This is a genomic window from Gemmatimonadaceae bacterium, assembly GCA_035606695.1.
Taxonomy (GTDB): domain Bacteria; phylum Gemmatimonadota; class Gemmatimonadetes; order Gemmatimonadales; family Gemmatimonadaceae; genus JAQBQB01.
In genome coordinates, this window is the sequence record DATNEW010000001.1 from 71,810 (window position 1) to 90,184 (window position 18,375).

The window sequence follows — 18,375 nt, forward strand, 5'->3', positions numbered from 1 at the left end:
TTGCGCCGGTCAGAGATCTATACGGACGGTCAAACCATCGAACGCCGGTGAAACGCCTCTCGGCAGCTCCGCCTCGAGATCGGCGTGCAGATTGTCATGCGTGAGGTGCGTCAGGTACGTGCGTTCCGCGCCGACGGCCTTGGCCGCGCTGAGCGCCTCCGGAATGCTCAGATGCGTCGGATGCTCCGTGCGAAACAACGCGTTGATCACCAGCACCTTCGCACCGCGCAGCAAATCGAGCGCGTCCGGCGGCAGCGACTTCGCATCGGTGACGTAGGCAAGCGGACCGATCCGGTATGCAAAACACGTGACATTGCCGTGCGGCACCTGCACCGCCGTGACCGTCAGATCGGCGATCTCGAAGGTCTGCCCGGGGTTCACGACATGCGCCTTCCCTTCGGGCTTGGCGGTGCCGGGCAGCGGCCGGATGTTGTCATCGAAGATGTACTGAAACTTGTCCCACAGATTGTCGAGCGTTTCCTTCGGGCCGCAAATCGGCAGCGGGCCGTCGCGATTCATCGTGATCGCGCGCAGATCGTCGATACCGTGCGTGTGATCCGCGTGCATGTGCGTATACAGCACCGCATCCACGCGATCGATGCCGGCGGCAATCAGCTGCAGCCGCAACTCGGGCGGCGTGTCGATCAATACGCGCGTTCCCTGCCCGCTCTCGACGACGGCACCCACGCGGTTGCGTTTGTCCCGCGGATCGGGCGAGCGGCACACCTCGCAGTGACATCCGATTTTGGGAACGCCAAAGCTGGTGCCTGTGCCGAGGAAGGTCAGCTTCATGCGATGGGCGATGGGCGGTGGGCGATGGGCGTGGCTGCTACGAGAAACTCGCCACCTGCTACACGGTTTCGACCTTCAACAAGTTCGTCGTGCCCGGCATGTCGAACGGCACGCCGGCGGTGACGACCACGCGGTCGCCCGGCAGCGCGAGCTCGCGCTGCTGCACCGCCTCGAGCGCGAGCCGCGCCATTTCCTCGTATGTGTTGCAGTGCGGCACGAGCTCCGGCACCACGCCCCACACGAGCGCCATTTGACGATACGTGCGCGGGGAATCGGTGAGCACGAGAATCGGCACGCGCGGCCGCTGCGACGCCACGATGCGTCCCGTGAATCCGCTCTTCGTGACCACGAGGAGCACGGGAGCATTCAACATGTTCACGGCCGCGGCACTGGCGGCGGCGATCGCGAATTCGGTCGGCAGCACCGCGTCCGCGCGGCGACGCTCTTCGCGACGCTGCCAATGCTGCGGTTTGCTCTCGATCTCCACGATGATGCGCGTCATCGCCTCGACGGCGAGCCGCGGATACTGGCCGGCCGCCGTCTCTGCGGAGAGCATGACGGCGTCCGTCCCGTCGAGAATCGCGTTGGCGACGTCGCTCGCTTCGGCGCGCGTCGGCCGCGGATGCGTGATCATCGACTCGAGCATCTGCGTCGCCGTGATCACGGGTCGGCCAAGCCGGTTCGCCGTGGCGATGATCTGCTTCTGCGCGTACGGCACCTCCTCGAACGGCAGTTCGACGCCGAGATCGCCGCGCGCGACCATCACCGCATCCGAGGCGCGCACGATGGCTTCGATATTCTCGAGAGCTGAATCCTTCTCGATCTTCGCGACGACGAGCATGTGCTTCGGAATCAGCGTGCGAAGCTCGGCGATGTCCTCTTCTCGGCGCACGAAGCTCAGCGCCAGATAGTCGAGTTGCTGCTCGACGGCGAACGCGATGTCCTCGCGATCCTTGTCGGTGATCGACGGCGCGGAGACCTGAACGCCGGGCAGGTTGATGCCCTTGTGGCTGGTGAGCGCGCCACCGTGGAGCACGCGTGCGTGGACGCGCGGCTGGTGCACCTCGAGCACGACCAGCTCGAGCAATCCGTCGTTGATCAGAATGCGGTCGCCGACGTGCACGTCGTCGGCGAGCATCTCGTAGGTGACAGGGATCTCTTCGCCGCGCGCATCGTGCTCCGGCGCGAGCACGACGTCGGAGCCGTCGGCGAGGTCGCGCGACGTCTCGAGATCGCCGATGCGAATACGCGGTCCCTGCAGGTCGCCGAGGATGGCGACGGGACGGCCAAGCTCGTCGGCCACCTCGCGAACGAGCGCGATCGTGGCGGCGTGTTGGTCGTGCGTGCTGTGAGAGAAGTTGATGCGGGCAACGTTGAGGCCCGCTTCCATCAGACTGCGCAGGGCCTCGCGGCTGCTGCTCGCGGGGCCGAGCGTGCAAACGATCTTCGTTCGGCAGTATTTCATGTGTGGTGTGTCATCGTGAACGGCGCGCCGCTCACGATGACATGACGATTTCCTTCCCGAGGGATTGGGTTTTCTTGGTCAGGCCCGCCAGCAGCGTATCGAATGACTTTCCAAAGCTGGTGAGACCGTCGGCGAGCAGTTTGTCCGTGACGCTCTTCATGGAAATGCCGGCTTTCTCGAGCGACGCGATCGTCTGCTCGGCCTCGCCGACGTTCGCATCGACCGTGCGCTTGACGACGCCGTGATCGCGGAAGGCGTCGATCGTCGCCGGCGGCATGGTGTTGACCGTGTGCGGGCCGATCAACTCTTCGACGTACATGACGTCGCGATACGCCGGATTCTTCGTGCTCGTGCTGGCCCACAGCGGACGCTGCACGGTCGCGCCTTTCGCCGCGAGCGTCTTCCAACGCGGCGACGCAACCTGCTCCTGAAAGAGCTTGTATGCGAGCTTGGCATTCGCGATGGCCGCCTTGCCCTCTAGCGCCTTGTTGTCGCCCAATCGCTTGTCGACTTCCGTGTCCACGCGACTCACGAAGAAGCTCGCGACGGAGTGAATGCGCGAGATGTCCTTCCCGTCTTTCACACGCCGCTCGAGGCCCGCCATATACGCATCGATGACACTGTGATATGCCTCGATCGCGAACAACAGCGTGATGTTGACGTTCACGCCATTCGCGGTGAGCTCTTCGACGGCCTTCGCTCCCTCGACCGTGCCGGGAACCTTGATCATGACATTCGGACGGTCGACTGTTTTCCAGAGGCGCGTGCCCTCGGTCACCGTGGCGCGAGCATCGTTCGCGGCGGCCGGCGAAACCTCGATCGATACGTAGCCGTCGTCGCCGTTCGTCTGGTCGTAGACCGGACGGAAGATGTCGCACGCGTTGCGCACGTCGGTGGTCGCGATGAGCTCGAACAGCTCCAGCGCCGTGTGCTTCCCCTCGGCGGAGCCGATTTGCTCGTCGTAGACGTCGCCCTCGGCGAGCGCCTTCTCGAAGATCGTCGGATTCGACGTCATGCCGGTGAGCGAATCGTCGCGAATGCGCCGCTCGAGATCGCCGTTCTTGAGCATCTTGCGATCGATGAAATCGAGCCAGATCGATTGTCCGGCGTCGTGTAGTTGCGCGAGTCGATTGTCCGCCATGTCTGCTCCTACTTCCCTGCGTACGTGATCTTGTAAATGCGACCGCCGGCATCGTCCGCAACGTAGAGTGCGCCGTCGGGACTCTGCGCCAAGCCAGTCGGGCGATGCGGCCCGCCGCGGGCCCCGGTCGCGATCGCCGGCGAAAAGTTGTCCGCGAACACTTCGTAGCTGCCGCCCGACTTGCCGTTGGTCAGCGGCTGGAACACCACGTTGAATCCGCCCTGCTTTTCCGGCGCGCGATTCCACGAACCGTGAAAGGCGATGAACGCGCCGTTCTTGTAGCGCGCCGGGAACATCGATCCCGTGTAGAACATGAGCGCATTCGGCGCCCAATGCGCGGGCTGAATGGCCACGGGCTCCTTCTTCTTGGCGCACTGCGCCACCGTCTTGCCGTTGCCGCCGTATTCCGGCGCGAGCACCAGATGGTGCTCCTCGACGGAGTAGTAGCAGTACGGCCACCCATAATCCTCGCCCTGATTGACCTGCAACAACTCTTCCGCCGGGTTTTCCGCGTTGTACTTGAGCGTCACATTGGTGTCCGTCAGGCCGAGTTGCTTCGCGAAATCGCCGAGCTGGTCGCGGCCGTGCTGCGTACTCCAGAGCTTGCCATCGGGGGCGATCGTGATGCCCACCGCGTTTCGAATGCCCTGGGCGAAATGATTGGACGCGGTTGGCGTCTGCTTCGCTTTGCGCGCGTCAAAGCGCCAGATACCGGCGCGCGTCTCGAGCTCGGTACACGGGTTCTCGCCTGGCACTCCCGGGGCGCGATCGCGCTTGCCCTGGCAGGAATTCGTCGGCGAGCCGATGTTCAGGTACAGTACGCCATCACGCGTGATGGCAAAGTTGCGCGTGACGTGGCCAGGCGCGAACGGAATCGAGTGGACAATCGTGTCAGGTCCACTCGCGGGCTTCAGGTCATTTGCCGCAAGCCGGTAGCGAACGATGGCAACGCGCAAATCCGCGGCGTCGGCGCCGCGCGCCACGACCGGGCTCGACTCGGTATAGAGATAGCCGTCGAACAGCGCGACCTGGCTGGAGTTGAATCCGCTCGCGAAGCGTTCGCGCGATACGTGGCCGTCGTGCTCTCGAACGACCATGACCCCACCGCTGCCGCGTCCTTGCATGCCGACGAACAAATCGCCGTTCGGCGCGACCGCGATCGAGCGAACGCCGGGCAGCGAATCAGCGTACACCGAAGCGCAAAATCCCGCCGGCAGCTTGAGGTCCGCCGTGTCACATCCGTTGGTCCGCTGTGCGCACGCCGGCGCGGCGATACCAAGCAACAGGAGCAGAGAGCGACGCATGTTCGTGGGATGGGAGGTCCGTGAAAAGGCCTATTGGACGCCGGTCGGCGCCGCCAACGTCCGCGAAAAGAATGGTAACACCTTCGTGATCATCCGAGCGCCGATCTCGCTCGTGTGCGTGCCCGGATACGTCTCGTAGGTGTGCGCGATTCCCGCCCGGTTCAGTGTGGCGTCCATCGAGTCGAGCGTGCCAGACGCGACGAGCTCATCGCGGTCGCCAACGTCGAACGCGAAGGCGCGCAGCCGTGTCAGGTGATCGCGGTAGGTGCGAACCATTTCTTCCGGCGAATGTTCGATCCATCGGCGCTCGACGTCCTCGTTCGTCTTCCACCGGCCATCCTTCTCCTCGAATGGAAAGTCGACGTAGAAGGGCGGCTTGTTGACGTTCGGCGAAAAAGCGGCGCTCATCGCCAGAAAGACCTGCGGCAGAAATTGCAGGCCGCGGGCATCCATCGGCGACGTCAGACGCGACAGCGTTTGCCACACCGGCGCCATGCCGGGCGTGATGGTATGCGCGAACCGCGTGCAGCAGCCGCTCAGCGCGTAGACCGCGGAATACACGTCGCCTCCGTGCCGCTCGGCGAGCGCGAACGCGCCGTAGCCGCCCATCGAGTGCCCGGCGAGTCCGCGCGCGTCGGCACGCGCGATCGTGCGATACTTTCCGTCGATGTAGGCGACGAGCTCCTGAGCGATGAAGTCGTCCCAGTTTCCCGTCGCTTCGGAGTTCGTGTAGAAGCTTCCGCCGAGCCGGTTCGAGCCGTTCGGCATGACGATGATCATTTCGTGCATCGCGCCCGCGGCGATCAACGAGTCGGCGCTGGTCTGGACGCTGAATCCGCGATAGCCGCGCACCCACACGCGCTCGTTGCTTCCAAAACCGTGCAACAGGTACAGCGTGGGGTATCGTCGAGTCGCGACGCTGTCGTACGATGGCGGCAGATAGACGAGCACCGCGCGGTTCGGCGAGTCGCCGTATTTGTTGTCCTCGAGCGCCTTCGGGTGGAGCGTGTCGGCGACGAGCCGGCCGGTATGTTGCGCGAAGCCCACACTCGGACGCGCGATCGCGACGAAGACGCCAAGGCACGACACGACCAGCGATCGAAGCCGCATGCACGCTTCTCCGGAGATGGTGTGAAGGCCGGGCGGGAGGCGCTGCCTGTGTCCCGGCGGCTTCGAGGAAATCTACTGCGAATACGTCCGCGCGAGATGGTCGGCAATCGAGCCGATCATCGCGTCGCGGCTGCGCTTCGCCTCGAAGGTATGGTTTGCGTCGTCGATGCGCCAAAGCGAAAGCATCCCGCGCCGGGTCAGAGACCGCACGGCACGGCTGGCGTTGATCATGAGCAGATCGTAGCCAGGGTCGAACCGAGAGAACACGAACGTGACGCGACGCCGCGCCGCCGCAATGCGCCGGAGATCGGCATCGAGGTTGTCGCCACCGGACGCGATCGACCGTCCATGCAGCGCTTCGCGCACGCCGGCCACCTTGTTGCGTGCGATGTCTCGAAAGCGCAGCAGGACGTTTCGCGCGATCGACGTCATGCTGACGTCGTCACGAAAGAGCTTTGCCCACCCCGACACGCTGCGCATCGAGCGCATGTATCGCTGCCATTCCTCGTAATGATTCGACGCCGGTTGATCGAGCGACATTCCGGGTTTGTAGTAGAACGTCAGGGGATTGATCAATACGCATTCCGTGATCGCGGAATCGTCGAGATCGAGCGCCGCGTGGAACGACGCGTGTGCACCGGAGCAGAGGCCCATCAGCACGAATCGCTCTGACGCGCGTCGCTGTCGCAGCGCCGCCACCGCGCTCGCGATGACCGCGCTCGCACTCGGGACATACGGCCGGTTCTCTGCCTCGGCGTCCGGCGCAGGATTGTCACCGAGCCCGGGCAGGTCGAGGCGCAGCGAGCGCAAGCCGGCGGCGGCCAATGCGCGCGCCGCCATGACGTACAAGCGGTTGGGGCCGACGTGATGCGTCGCCCCTGCGTTCGACAGCAACACCACCGGGCCACGCGCGGCATTAACCGGCTCGCACAGGATGCCGAAGAAGCCGTGTTCGCCGCGAACGTGAACGATCGTTTCGCGAACGCCGTTCGCCGTGAATGACTGACGTAGAGAGGGCGGGCGCCTGAGCGTGATCTCGCCGCCCGCGCGAGCGGCGAGCCAGCCGACGATCTCGGCGATCGCGCGCTCGGGGACCACGGTGTTGTGCGGAACGTCCACCATTCCCGCAAATCCGGGGAGCGATCGCTGCTCGACGCGGCGGCCGGCCGCGGACCAGGCGGTGTACAGCGCGCCGTCGTCGGGCAGATCGTCGCGCGGTGAGATAAAAATTTGTCTCGCGCTCGGCGGCGCCGCGGACAGGTCGAGGCACGCGAGCCCGGCCTGCGTGTCTTTAGAGAATGTGAATCCTCCGGGCTCGATGGCGCCGTCCGCCGAACCGGCGTTGCGGTTGCCGCCGGTCATGGCGAGCGCCTTGAGCTCGCGCACGTACCCGCGGCCCCGCACACACGGCGCCCAGAGTACGAGCGCGTCCAGTGCTTCGTGCTCCGACACTAACGCCGCGAGAGTCGCCCCCATGCGAAGTCCCACGGCCGCGATCCGCGAGCACCCGGACGCCCGCTTCGCCTCGCGAAACGCTTCGACGACTGACGACCGCCACGCCCCCATGCGATCGGCGTCCTCGTCACTCCCCGCCGAGTCGCCGCAACCGTCATAGTCGAAACGAAAGGCAGCCACGCCCGCCAGCGCGAGCTCGTCGGCCAACCGCCGGAGCGAGCGATGCGCGTTGATGTACTCGTGGCCCACCGGAGGACAGATCACGACGACGAGATCGCGCGCCTCGTTCTTCGGTGCATGCAGCCACCCGAACAGCGCGCGCGATTCATTCCCGAAATAGAATGGCGTCCGCTCGACGGCGGTCACGCGCGAATCTCCAGACGAGCCGGCGTGCGAAGGTTCAAGGCTTCGACGTACCCGCGCGGTGTTTCGGCGTCCGACGTCCGGCGCAACTGCACGCGATGCTCGCGCCCCGGCGCGAGATGAAAATAGTTGTCGTCCGGCGCGAACCCGCGGACGTCGAATCGCACGCCGTAGAGGAAGCGATCGCTCTCGAGTCTCACGCTCCATGTGTCGTCGCCCGCGCGGGTCGTCTCGACGGCGAGAGTCGCATCCGTGGGTCGCACGTCGAGCGCCGTCGCGAAGTGCAGCGCGTTCGCGGCGAACGATCCGTCGACATTGCGCAAGGCGGCGATCGCGACGTCGAACGCCGGCGGTCCGAAGCGATACGCATACGCCGTATCGTGGAATCCGCCAAGGACTTCTTCGGCGTCGAACGACGCGGTCGTGCTCGCCGCGACCTCGCATTCCAGCGAACGCTCGGCCACAATCGTCGCGCCATCGCGAACGAGCATCAGCGACACGGCGCCGTTCCACGCGTCACGGCGCTCGTTGACGACGTGCAGGCGAATGCCGTTGAGCCCTTCGTCCGTGATCGCGATTGCGACCGGCTGCCACGCGCGGCGCAAGTAGTAGTAGCAAGCCTTGGGAACGCCGCGGCTGTCGGTGACTCCCCACCCCGCGCCCGGCCAGAGATCTCGATAAAACCACACCAACGCGCCTCGACAACGACTTTCTGCGCGACGCCACTCCGCGAAGACACGCGACATTGCTTCGCCCGTCGCCACGCGTGCGAGATCGAGATATCGGCGCGTGTCGCAGTAGCGGAGGCGCTCAACGTCCGCGCCAAACAACGCGCGCATGCAATGATCGCGAACGTCCTCGAAATCCCAACCGGCGCCCGTGTCGCGCGGCGTCCGCTTCTTCCACCTCGGATCGTGAATCGCGGGAGGATCGCCGCGCATGATCGTGTCAACCACCTCGGGCTCCGGAACGTTCGCGAAGCCCAGGCATTCGGGCGTGAACTTTACGTCGGCGCCGCGAACATCGGCGAACGGACGGAGATACGCGCCGATCCCGTAATAGTGCGTGAGTCCCGAGCGCGTATGAAACGGAAGCGTGCCACCCGACGGCGTCGACGGAACATACGGCACGCCGGGATGGAGTTCGTTGCACAACGACGGCAAGACTTCCGCGAACAGTGTATTTCGCCACGCGTCGCGCGGCATGCCCAGCATCGCCGCCTGCTGTTCGACTTCACTGTTACCGCAATACGTCACCACGCACGGATGTGCGGCTAACCGGCGCAGCTGCTGCGCCGCTTCACGCCGGACGCTCTCGACGAATTGGGGATCGTCGCCGGGATAATCCATGTTCGCGAACATGAAGTCCTGCCACACCAGAATTCCAAGCTCGTCGCACAGTCGGTAGAATGCGTCCGACTCGTACACCATCGTCCCGCCGACGCGCACCATGTTCGCGCCGCCGTCGCGCAGCGTGTGCAGCGCGCCGCGAAGCGCGGCCTCGTCGACCGACAGGCCAACGACGTCCGTTGTCGTCCAGCAGGCCCCGCGGCAGAACACCGGCCGGCCATTGACGCAGAGTCCGAATTCGTCGTCGTCGCGCACCGCTGCGACATCGCGAAAGCCAATGGCACCGAGTGAAATCTCGGTTGTCTCGCCTGACGCCGAGATGCGGAGCGCGCACGAATACAGCTTCGGCTCGCCATGCGTGTGCGGCCACCAGCGCACGACATTGGCGATCGACGCAACCCCACTCAGTCGCGCCGAGCGCTCGCCGTCGTCCACGTCCTCTTCGTGCGTGACATTCAACGAATGCGCCGTTTCACCGACCACGAGCTCGGCGCTCATGTGTTCGTCGGCGGCGTTGGTAAGCGCTGAGAATTCCACGACGCCATTGTCGTTCTCGACCGACGAACGCAGCGCGACGTTCCACAGCGCGCCAACGCCCCGGGTTTCGAGCACCACCGGCCGCCACGGACCGACCGGCGCCGCGGGGATCGTCCAACCGGGGATTCGGCCGAGCAGCGTCGTGCGAATCCACCGCAACTGTTGCTGCCGAACGAGCTTGGTCTTCCAACGAGGTCGCGGCCGACGACGAGCCAGCTCGCTGTTGAGTGACCGGCAACAGATCACGAGCTCGTTGCGATCGTGCAAGCTGTCGGTGACATCCACTTCGTGCGACTCGAACATGTTCGTCGAACGCACCAGCGGCGCACCGTTCAACCACACGTCGGCGAGCGTCGCCAACCCGTCGAAGCGAAGCACGGAGCGTGCGCCGTGGCGCTCGGCCGACGCCTCGAACGATGTGCGATACCACCAGTCGCTCGCGTCGAAGTCGTCTTCGTCGTCGAGATCCCAGCGACCGGCGGCGGCGAGCGCCTGCGCCACTGTGCCGGGCACGCGAGCCGGAATCCAATCGAGCTTGTGCGCGTGCAGCTGTCCTGGCTCGGCAACGCCGTTCGGCGCGGTGGCAGCCAGGAACCAGTCGCTCGAGAGCGGCAGCGTCCGCGCCGCTACAAGCAGCGCGCCTTGAGGTGATTGATTCCGCATTCCCAGCGGCTCGCCATCGAATCGAGCGGGGTCAGGTCGAGCGGCTTCTTGCGCACCATCGCGCGCGCCAGCTGGAACTGAAAGGTCTTGGCCGCTTCAGAGATCTCTCGAAACGCGGTCGCGCTCTCGTCTAGGCCTTCTTCGCCGTGGTGCCCGAGCCAGCGCAAGTACCGGGCGGACAGCTCGTAACACGCGCCAAACTGCCGCAGTGTCGCGAACGAGTATTGATGGAACTTCTCGATGTTCTCGTCGAGCAGCCCGGAAAGGTCCCGCTGAAAGCGCTCCCGAAATTCCGCGAACGGATTCGCGTTCGGCACCATCTCGAGATGCTTGCGCAGCAATGCCAGCGACTTTTGAACGACCTGTGGGAACTCTCCTGGCGCGCGCCGCATCTTCACGAGCTCGCAATACGGCGGCAGCTCGGCGGCATCGCGCGGCTCGCGCAGGCGCAGCACGTCACAGAAGTCGTCGCCCTCGAGGCGATAAAATCCCTGGCCGTGGAAGTAGCCCAGCCGTTTCGCGTCGACGTCGATGTCGGTGATCGCGACGGTCGACTTCTGATGCGCGATCTTGTATGCGCTGCCGGCCGTATCGGGGAGATAGAACGAATCCAGCTCCACGAGCACCGGCCGTCCGCGGCTCACCTGCTCCTCGACGTGCGCCACCAACGGACGCCAGATCGCAAGCTCCTGCACGTCGAGGCCGTACAGCTCGTAGAGATCGAGGAGCGGAAACTTGAAGAAGGTCCACTGATCGCCCTCGAAGTCGATGGCGAAGGTGAACGGCAGCGCCGCGACGGGATCGTGCCCCAGGGCGTGCAGCAGCTCGATCCAGATGTCGACGTAGCAGTTCGTCTCCGCCCAGAGGCGGCTTTCGTCGCCGTGAATCTGATGGCGCTCGTACGTCGAAGGATCGAGCGCGAGCACGCGCTGCATCATAGGCCGAGCATCGTGCGAACGTCGGCCGGCCACGAGCGGGTGTCGAAGCCGTGTCTCTTGAACAGCGCCAGCGCGATGCGCTCGAGACCAAACCCGATGCACGCCGTGTGTGCTGGATTCCCGTCGGCCGTCCGAATGTCGAACGCCACGCCGAAGTGATCGAGGTGATAGTTGCACGACGTGACCGCCGTCGGCTTTTCCTCGCATGCCACGGGCACGACGAGCTCGAACTTTAGAGTTTGCTCACGCTGCGTCGCCGCCATCACCCGGCCGCCGCGGCCGAAGAATGGATCGCTGGCGACGACGGGCTTCGCATCGAGACCGACGGAACGCAGCATCGCTTCTCCGCGCTGCAACCATTCGTCGCGATGCGCGACGGCTTGCTCGGGCGTACCGAGCCGCACGTACTCGCGCTGCCGGAAGATCTGCATCCGGGCCGGATCGCCCGACGGCTCGTGGCGAAACACGAACGAGCGCAGATCCACGGTGCGTCCTTCCGGCGGCAGCGTTCCTGTCGCGGTCGGATACAGCGGGTAGCACGCCGCCGGCGTCATCATCACGTCGGTCTTGCACAACTCCTTCGTCCAGTCGTCGCCCGCCGATTTCTTGTTGCACAACTGCGCATGGCCGCGTTCGTCGCCCATGAAGCTGTGGACGGAGCCCATGAGGTTGGGGAACGTCTCGAGATGATCCGTGCGCTCGTAACTCGCGCGGGCGAGAATCGGCGGAAAGCGCATCACTTCGGGCTGGAGATGCGCGCCCATGCGCGTGACGTAACCCTCGAACCCTTCGATGACCTGCTCGAACGCGCCGGCCAACCCGTACACGCCGGGCACGCCCGACGGAATCAGCAGCCGTGCGTCGATGAGCGACGTCAAATACTCCTGGTAGACGTCCGCCGCGGGGGTGGTCGCGGTGCCCATCGGTTATGCCTCTCGCAACGCGAGCAGCATCGTCGCGTTGTGATTCGCGATGCGATCGTTGTTGACCATCAATGCCGCGCCGTACGCGTCGCGAAGATGGCGGCCCAGCGCGTACTTGGAATCGTTGCGGTAGCCGTTGATGCCGCAGATGAGCATCGCGCGGCCGACGATGTCGACGATCAGCTGCGAGCTCGAGAGCTTGAGGTTGTTCGTCCGAATCGCGAACCCGAAGTTTCGAAACGCTTCACTGTCATTGCCGGCGAGCAGACGATGGTAGTCGTTCACCGCGGTCGTGACATTGTTGCGCATGCCGTGCAGCACGATGTCGACCTCGGCGAGCCGCAAGCTCGACGTCGGCGGCATCTGCGGATTCTTGCGCGCCTCGCCCCGCACATACGCGCGCGCGCGATTCACCGCGTCGCTCGCGATGCCAAGCCACAGCGACGCCCACACGATGTGCGAGAAAGGATGCATCGTCTGACTCAGGATGTCGGCGAACGGCGCGGGCAGCACCTGCTCGGTTTTCCCCGTCGCCGTCACGACGAATCCCGAGCTGCACGTTCCACGGAAGCCGAGCGTGTCCCACGACGAGATCGGCTCGAGCGAATAATCTTCCTTCCAGATCATCACGTGTACCTGATCGCTCGCCGGCGCATCCGGCGCGCGGCGGCACGTCACGAGGATCTGGTCCGCGTGCTCGCCGTACGAAATGACCGGCGCCTTCTTCGTAAGGCGGAAGCCGTCGGCTTCCGCCTCCAATGCGCAGATGCTCGAGCGCAAATCGCCTCCCACGCCGAGCTCCGTCGTCGCCGACGCGATGAGCCACTGCTCGTCGACGAGATCGCGCAGATACTGTTCGAAGTACGGCGACTGCTGGCCGTGATGAACGATGCACGCCGCCTGGATCTGGTGCATCGCGAACACCATCGCCGTCGATCCACAGTACTGGCCGAGCGCTTCGCAGATGCGACCGATGTCGATGACGCTCAGTCCCATTCCACCGAATTCCTCCGGGACGTAGGCGCTCAACAGCTTGAGCTCTCGGAGTGCATCGATGCCTTCCTGAGGAAAGCGCGCGCAACTGTCGACCGATGATGCGGCCGGTTGAATGACATCGCGCCCGATCTCGTGGACACGATCCAACAAGCGATCGACGTCGACCACCGCACCGCGTGCTTCACGCTCCAACATCGTGCTCATGTGTTGCTCCCCGCCGCCCAAGCGGCCGTATCAGGCGACCGCCTGCTTGTCCGTGAGTTGCCGGATCGCGTCAGCCAACGACGCAATGCTGCCGAAGGTCTTTCGGCTCAACATCGAATCGGGAAACTCGACGTCGAACGCGTCCTCGAGCGCGAGCATCAGCCCGACCGTCGCGAGCGACGTCAGACCGGCGCTGTACAGATCGCTGTCATCGCTGAGATTCGCGATCGGCGCGGCGAGTCGTCCGTGCTGGCCGACGATCTCTCGTACTTTTTCCGCGTGCATCCACTGCCTCCACGACGAAAAGCCCTCGTCGGGCGATCTTCGCGCGACGAAGGCTTTCAGGTTCAGCTGGGTTCAACGTGATACGTCATGCGTGTGACATAACGCACGACGTGCGCCACTCGTTTATCGGGGCACCGTCTGATCCAGGTCGGCGAGCGCATACGCGAACACAGCCATGGTGGCGATGCATTTTTGAAAGTCGGCGCGATCGATCACGGTCATCATGTCGCCCCACGAATGGTGATACCAGAAATACTTCGTGTCGTCGACGTCGAGCGACAAGCCGGGAACGCCGCGTTGCAGAATCGGTCCAACATCGGCCTCGCCTTCCCCTTCGATCACGCGCGTCGCGCCGATGCGCTCGAGTAACGCACCAACGGGCTTCATGAATGCCAGGCCGGCGGCCGTTCCTTGAAAGCGAACGCCGTTCGGACGAAAGACGCCGTTGTCGCATTCCATCGCGACGTCGTGCTTCGCGAGCTCGGCAGCATGCGCATCTCGATACGCTCGCCCGCCGCGTCCACCGTTCTCTTCGTTCGTCCACAGCACCACGCGCACGGTACGCTTTGGACGAATGCCCAGCTCTTTCATTAGACGTACCGCTTCCCACGCGGCGACGCTGCAGCCGCCGTCGTCCATCGCGCCCTCGCCCACATCCCACGAATCGATGTGGCCGCCGAGCACGACGACTTCATCGGGCCGCTCGCTGCCGCGCAGTTCGGCCACCGCGTTGCGCGACGGCGCGTCGGGAAGCTGGTGTGCGCCCATTTTCAACGTGACGATGAGGCGCTCGCCATGCCGCTGCATGCGGTGCAGCATCTCCGCGTCCTCGATGCTGATGGCCGCAGCGGGAATCTTCGCCACGGTCGAGTCGTACCGCGTCGAGCCCGTATGAGGATTCTGAATCGAGAACGACGAGATCGATCGAATGAACGTCGCGACGGCGCCGGCCTTCGCCGCGGCCGCTGGTGCGCCGCCGCGATACACGACGGCCTCGCGATAGCCATCCAGGCCCGGCTTGTCAGGCGGGAATGGATGATCGAACAGCACGATCTTGCCTTTCGCTTCGCTCGCGTGGCGCTCGAGATCCTCGAAGCTGTCCACCACCAGCACCGGCGCCGTGATCCCACCCGCCGGCGTTCCGACGCTCATGCCGAGTCCGAGCATGTGCAGCGGCACGCTGCGTGGACTCACGAGCTCGGCGGATTCGTCGCCCCGTACCCAGTGCGGGACCATCGCCGGCTCGCCGCGCACGTTCGACAAACCATCGCGCCGCATCTCGGCCAGGATCCAGTCGAGCGCATCCTCGAGCGACTTCGAGCCGCTCAGGCGATGGCCGAAGCGATCGGTGAGAATCGAGAGACGATCGTATGCCGCCGTGTCGGCGAGCGCCGCCTGAACGAGGCGATCCGCGTTCGATCGAACGGCGGCGTTGATGTCCGTCTGTGCCGCTGCGGCGTGTGATAGGGTGCCGGAGAACGTGACAGAAACCGCAGCGATTCGTACCGCGTGACTCAGTCGCATGTGTAAGGATGTAAGGATGTTGTGGAGTGAGGTGGCGGGAATATACGCGAGTGATCTCCCAACCATCCATGCGCGCCCGGTGTCAGTACTAGCGGCCGAACTTCGCGGCCGCCCCACGCCCGCCCCGAGGGAATTCATCATGCGCCGACTCGTGATTACCTCCTGTTTGATCGCAACCTCCGTAGTATCTGCCGCATCGATAGCCGCGGCGCAGTCCGGCCACGCCGCTCGGTTCCTCGACAACTGCCACAACAACGGCGGCGACGAGGAGCGTTTCTGCGAGGTCCGCAACTTCACGTTGCCCGCGGGGCGTGCCCTCAACGTCGACGGGCGCGAGAATGGCGGAATCACCGTGCACGGCTGGGATCAGCCGGGCATCCAGGTCGTCGCGATGATCCAGGCGCAGGCCGAGTCGCAAGCCGAGGCACAAGGGATCGCGAAAGCGGTCAACATCCTGACCAACGGCAGCGAGGTGCGGTCCGACGGGCCCGACACGGGCCATCGTCAATCGTGGTCGGTGAGCTACGAAGTCTACGCGCCGCGGCACACCGATCTGACGTTGACCGCGATGAACGGCGGCTTGGCAGTCGACGGCATCGAATCCAGGATGGATTTGCGAACCGTCAACGGCGGATTGAGCCTCTCGAACGTCAACGGCGACGTGCACGGCGTGACGATGAACGGCGGCATCAGCGCCGACCTGAATGGCGATCGCTGGCAGGGCGCGGGGCTCGACGTCACGACGACGAACGGCGGCGTGAAGGTCTACCTGCCGGCGAACTACTCGGCGCAGCTCGAGACGGGCACGACGAACGGCCACATGAACATCGACTTCCCCGTGACCGTCCAGGGTGCGTTGACGCGCCGGCTGTCGACGCAAATTGGCGGCGGCGGCGCGACGATCCGCGCCATGACGACCAACGGCGGCGTCTCGATCTCGCGTCGCTGACGCGCATCGCGGCACCGCGCGCGGGCAGGCGCACTTGCCTGCCCCGCGCGAAGAGGCTATTAGCTAGGCATGCCTCGCACGCGCCGCCACATTCTTTTGAGTTTACTCGTTCTCGCGCTGCTGCCGGCGTGTCATCCACGGCACGATCCAGCGATCGAAGAGGACGACTCGGACGCCGTCACGCTGTCCGTGGTCAGTCACCACCGTCTGAACGTCGTGATCTACAACGTCGCTCAGGGCCATCGCGACCGAATTGGCGAGGTGACCGCCGCGGGAACAACGTCGTTCAAGCTGCATCTCCGGCGCTACGCCGCCAACGAGCTCGTACTGTTGGCGGATCCCATCGGTTCACCCACCGAGGTGAAGACCGAGACGCTGCATCTCGTCGCCGGGGACGTGCTCGAGTGGACGCTCGAGGACGATCTCGCGCGGTCGCACTACGAGATTCATTGAACTACTGAACGCGCCGCGAAGCCGGCAGAGTGGTTTACTTCGCTCCAGTGCCGTTCGGCAATCCGCTCCCTCCGCTGCTCGCGCCGCTTCCCTGAAACGCCTGCCGCGCCGCCACGAGCGCGACGATCGTCGCACCGGTGAACAGAATCGTCCGCGCGCGTGAAAAGCGACGCTCCGCCATGCTGGCGATCAACGGCCGCCCAACCGACAGGTGTTCGCCCTTGTATGGCGTGTCCGTGCCGTCGCGCAACGTAACGCTCTCCAGCGAAACGATCAGGGTGTTCGCCGAGTCGCGCGTCACACGCCCCGAAACGGTCTGCGCCGCGGGACCGATCTGTCGCGAGAGCGCAACGGCTCCCGAATCCGTGAGATTGAGCTGCATCTCGTGGCCGACGGGAGACGGTCCGTCGACCGGATAGTATCCATAACAGGCGCCGGCGAGCAGCAGCGGCGCGATCATCAGACGTCGTGACATGATAGATGAAGCAGGATGAAACAGGGTGAACATGACGCGCCCGGCCGGTACGATCGTACCGGCCGGGCGTCATCGTTACGACTCAGCTACAGGCGTTCGGATCGTTCGCGTTCCGAACGGTGAAGAGGTTCTGCGCCGAGCTGGCCGGCGTGTTCGGGTTCGTCTGCTCTTCCGTGAGGCCGTAGAAGATGCGCCCCGGAATTCTCGACTTCGAGCGCGCAGGCTTGAGCGCCGGCAGACACGTGCGCTTGTAGTCATTCCAGACTTCAGGGTTCTGATACAGCGAGATGTACTTCTCGGTCATGATGTCGTTCAACGTGAGCGCGCCCGACGCGATGGTCGCCTTGCCCAACTCCGTGCGCACGTTGTTGAACGCCGTCGCGGCCGATGCCTTGTCGCCCGTCTGGAAGGCGGCTTCGGCGATGATCAGCTGCGTCTCGTCGTAGGTGATGACCGGCTGCGCGAAATCGTCCGTCACGCGTCCGGCGCCGACCAGGTGTGAGATCGAATCCGCCGGAGTCGATCCGGTGGTGACGTCGTAGCCACCGAATCCACCGTCGGCGTTCGGGCCGAAGTAGTCCGCGAGACGCGGATCCTTCTGCGCCTTCATGAGATTCACGAGCACCGAACCGGCGACGAGATCGTTGCCGAACGACGAGGTCTGGAACTGCGCCCACATGTTGCGCTCGGACGTCGCACCCGTGTGTGCGGTCTTCCAGTCGTGAGCGGGCGCGCTGATCCCCTTCCGCGCCTCGGTCAGCGCGTTCGTGTACTGCGCGTTGCCGAGCTTTTCGACTTGATGCAAATAGATGCGCGCCTTGAGCGTGTGCGCGGCTTCAATCCAGTTGGCGCCGTTTCCGCCGTAGACCAGATCGAACGCGCCTGGACCGGTTCCTCCGGCGCCAATGTCGGCGATCGCCTTGTCCAGCAACGCGAGGACGTCGGTATACACCTGCATCTGCGGCTCGAACGCCGGCGTTACCGTACTGCCGACTGCGTCCGCATAGGGAATGTCGCCCCAGATGTCCGCGGCGAAGGTGATGTCCATCGCCTCGAGCACTTCGGCAATGCCCTTGTACAGCTTGTCGCCCGACGCGTCCGCGCGCGATTCGACCGCGCGGAGTCCGATCAACCCGCCGCCGTTGTAAATGTTCTGGAACGGCGTGTCGAACGTCGACGCGTCGATCGTATACGTACCCTGCGTGTCCACGAAGCGGCCGTTGATCCCGGCGCACTGCTGCATCCATTCGCAGATGAGCATCTCCACCGGCCCTTCTTCATTGGCGAAGATGTTCGTCAGGTCGCCGATGAACAGCTGATTCGTGTTGGCCACAGTCGGCGCGTTCGGATCCGCCACGGCCTTCTCCGAATTCAGAAAATCCGAACAGCCGCCGAGCACCGTCAGGCACAGCGCCGCGGCCGCGATTGATGATTTCCTCATGAGGATAT

General features: G+C 64.6%; 16 protein-coding genes. 2 read left to right on the top strand and 14 right to left on the bottom strand.

Going from position 1 to position 18,375, the window contains the following annotated elements:
* Positions 1 to 9: 9 nt before the first annotated feature.
* The 12 genes from VN706_00330 to VN706_00385 form a co-directional block, all read right to left on the bottom strand.
* On the bottom strand, positions 10 to 792 hold the full coding sequence (locus VN706_00330) for an MBL fold metallo-hydrolase (GenBank protein HXT14041.1): 783 nt from the start codon (positions 790 to 792) through the stop codon (positions 10 to 12).
* A gap of 58 nt (positions 793 to 850) precedes the next feature.
* Positions 851 to 2,257 carry a pyruvate kinase gene (gene pyk, locus VN706_00335; GenBank protein ID HXT14042.1) on the bottom strand — a complete coding sequence of 469 codons (1,407 nt, stop codon included), beginning with the start codon at positions 2,255 to 2,257 and terminating at the stop codon, positions 851 to 853.
* A gap of 31 nt (positions 2,258 to 2,288) precedes the next feature.
* Complete coding sequence (gene tal, locus VN706_00340) at positions 2,289 to 3,398, bottom strand: transaldolase (GenBank protein ID HXT14043.1); 1,110 nt, start codon at positions 3,396 to 3,398, stop codon at positions 2,289 to 2,291.
* Positions 3,399 to 3,406: 8 nt separating this feature from the next.
* A complete protein-coding gene (locus tag VN706_00345) occupies positions 3,407 to 4,702 on the bottom strand; it encodes a PQQ-dependent sugar dehydrogenase (protein ID HXT14044.1) in 1,296 nt (431 codons plus the stop codon).
* A 30-nt stretch (positions 4,703 to 4,732) separates the two neighbouring features.
* Entirely contained in the window at positions 4,733 to 5,812 is a 1,080-nt protein-coding gene (locus tag VN706_00350; protein HXT14045.1) for an alpha/beta fold hydrolase, read from the bottom strand.
* Between the two features lie 72 nt (positions 5,813 to 5,884).
* Positions 5,885 to 7,633 carry an alpha/beta fold hydrolase gene (locus tag VN706_00355; GenBank protein ID HXT14046.1) on the bottom strand — a complete coding sequence of 583 codons (1,749 nt, stop codon included), beginning with the start codon at positions 7,631 to 7,633 and terminating at the stop codon, positions 5,885 to 5,887.
* Entirely contained in the window at positions 7,630 to 10,179 is a 2,550-nt protein-coding gene (locus tag VN706_00360) for a hypothetical protein (protein ID HXT14047.1), read from the bottom strand. The genes VN706_00355 and VN706_00360 overlap by 4 nt, the downstream gene beginning before the upstream one ends.
* A complete protein-coding gene (locus tag VN706_00365; GenBank protein HXT14048.1) occupies positions 10,143 to 11,117 on the bottom strand; it encodes a DUF1839 family protein in 975 nt (324 codons plus the stop codon). The genes VN706_00360 and VN706_00365 overlap by 37 nt, the downstream gene beginning before the upstream one ends.
* Positions 11,114 to 12,040 (bottom strand): amino acid--[acyl-carrier-protein] ligase, encoded by a 927-nt coding sequence (locus VN706_00370; GenBank protein ID HXT14049.1) that lies wholly within the window; start codon positions 12,038 to 12,040, stop codon positions 11,114 to 11,116. The genes VN706_00365 and VN706_00370 overlap by 4 nt, the downstream gene beginning before the upstream one ends.
* A gap of 3 nt (positions 12,041 to 12,043) precedes the next feature.
* Positions 12,044 to 13,240, bottom strand: coding sequence for an acyl-CoA dehydrogenase family protein (locus tag VN706_00375; GenBank protein HXT14050.1), 1,197 nt, complete (start codon positions 13,238 to 13,240; stop codon positions 12,044 to 12,046).
* Between the two features lie 30 nt (positions 13,241 to 13,270).
* The gene (locus VN706_00380) at positions 13,271 to 13,525 is read right to left on the bottom strand and encodes an acyl carrier protein (protein HXT14051.1); all 255 of its coding nucleotides are present in this window, start codon (positions 13,523 to 13,525) and stop codon (positions 13,271 to 13,273) included.
* A gap of 123 nt (positions 13,526 to 13,648) precedes the next feature.
* Positions 13,649 to 15,049, bottom strand: a complete 1,401-nt coding sequence (locus VN706_00385; GenBank protein HXT14052.1) for a M20/M25/M40 family metallo-hydrolase — start codon at positions 15,047 to 15,049, stop codon at positions 13,649 to 13,651.
* Positions 15,050 to 15,188: 139 nt separating this feature from the next.
* On the opposite strand from VN706_00385, the gene VN706_00390 reads away from it, so the two are divergent.
* Positions 15,189 to 15,998 carry a DUF4097 family beta strand repeat-containing protein gene (locus VN706_00390; protein ID HXT14053.1) on the top strand — a complete coding sequence of 270 codons (810 nt, stop codon included), beginning with the start codon at positions 15,189 to 15,191 and terminating at the stop codon, positions 15,996 to 15,998.
* Between the two features lie 69 nt (positions 15,999 to 16,067).
* Positions 16,068 to 16,451 carry a hypothetical protein gene (locus tag VN706_00395; protein ID HXT14054.1) on the top strand — a complete coding sequence of 128 codons (384 nt, stop codon included), beginning with the start codon at positions 16,068 to 16,070 and terminating at the stop codon, positions 16,449 to 16,451.
* Between the two features lie 34 nt (positions 16,452 to 16,485).
* On the opposite strand, the gene VN706_00400 is transcribed toward VN706_00395, so the two are convergent.
* A complete protein-coding gene (locus VN706_00400; GenBank protein ID HXT14055.1) occupies positions 16,486 to 16,926 on the bottom strand; it encodes a hypothetical protein in 441 nt (146 codons plus the stop codon).
* Positions 16,927 to 17,008: 82 nt separating this feature from the next.
* The gene (locus VN706_00405) at positions 17,009 to 18,367 is read right to left on the bottom strand and encodes a SusD/RagB family nutrient-binding outer membrane lipoprotein (protein HXT14056.1); all 1,359 of its coding nucleotides are present in this window, start codon (positions 18,365 to 18,367) and stop codon (positions 17,009 to 17,011) included.
* Positions 18,368 to 18,375: the final 8 nt, after the last annotated feature.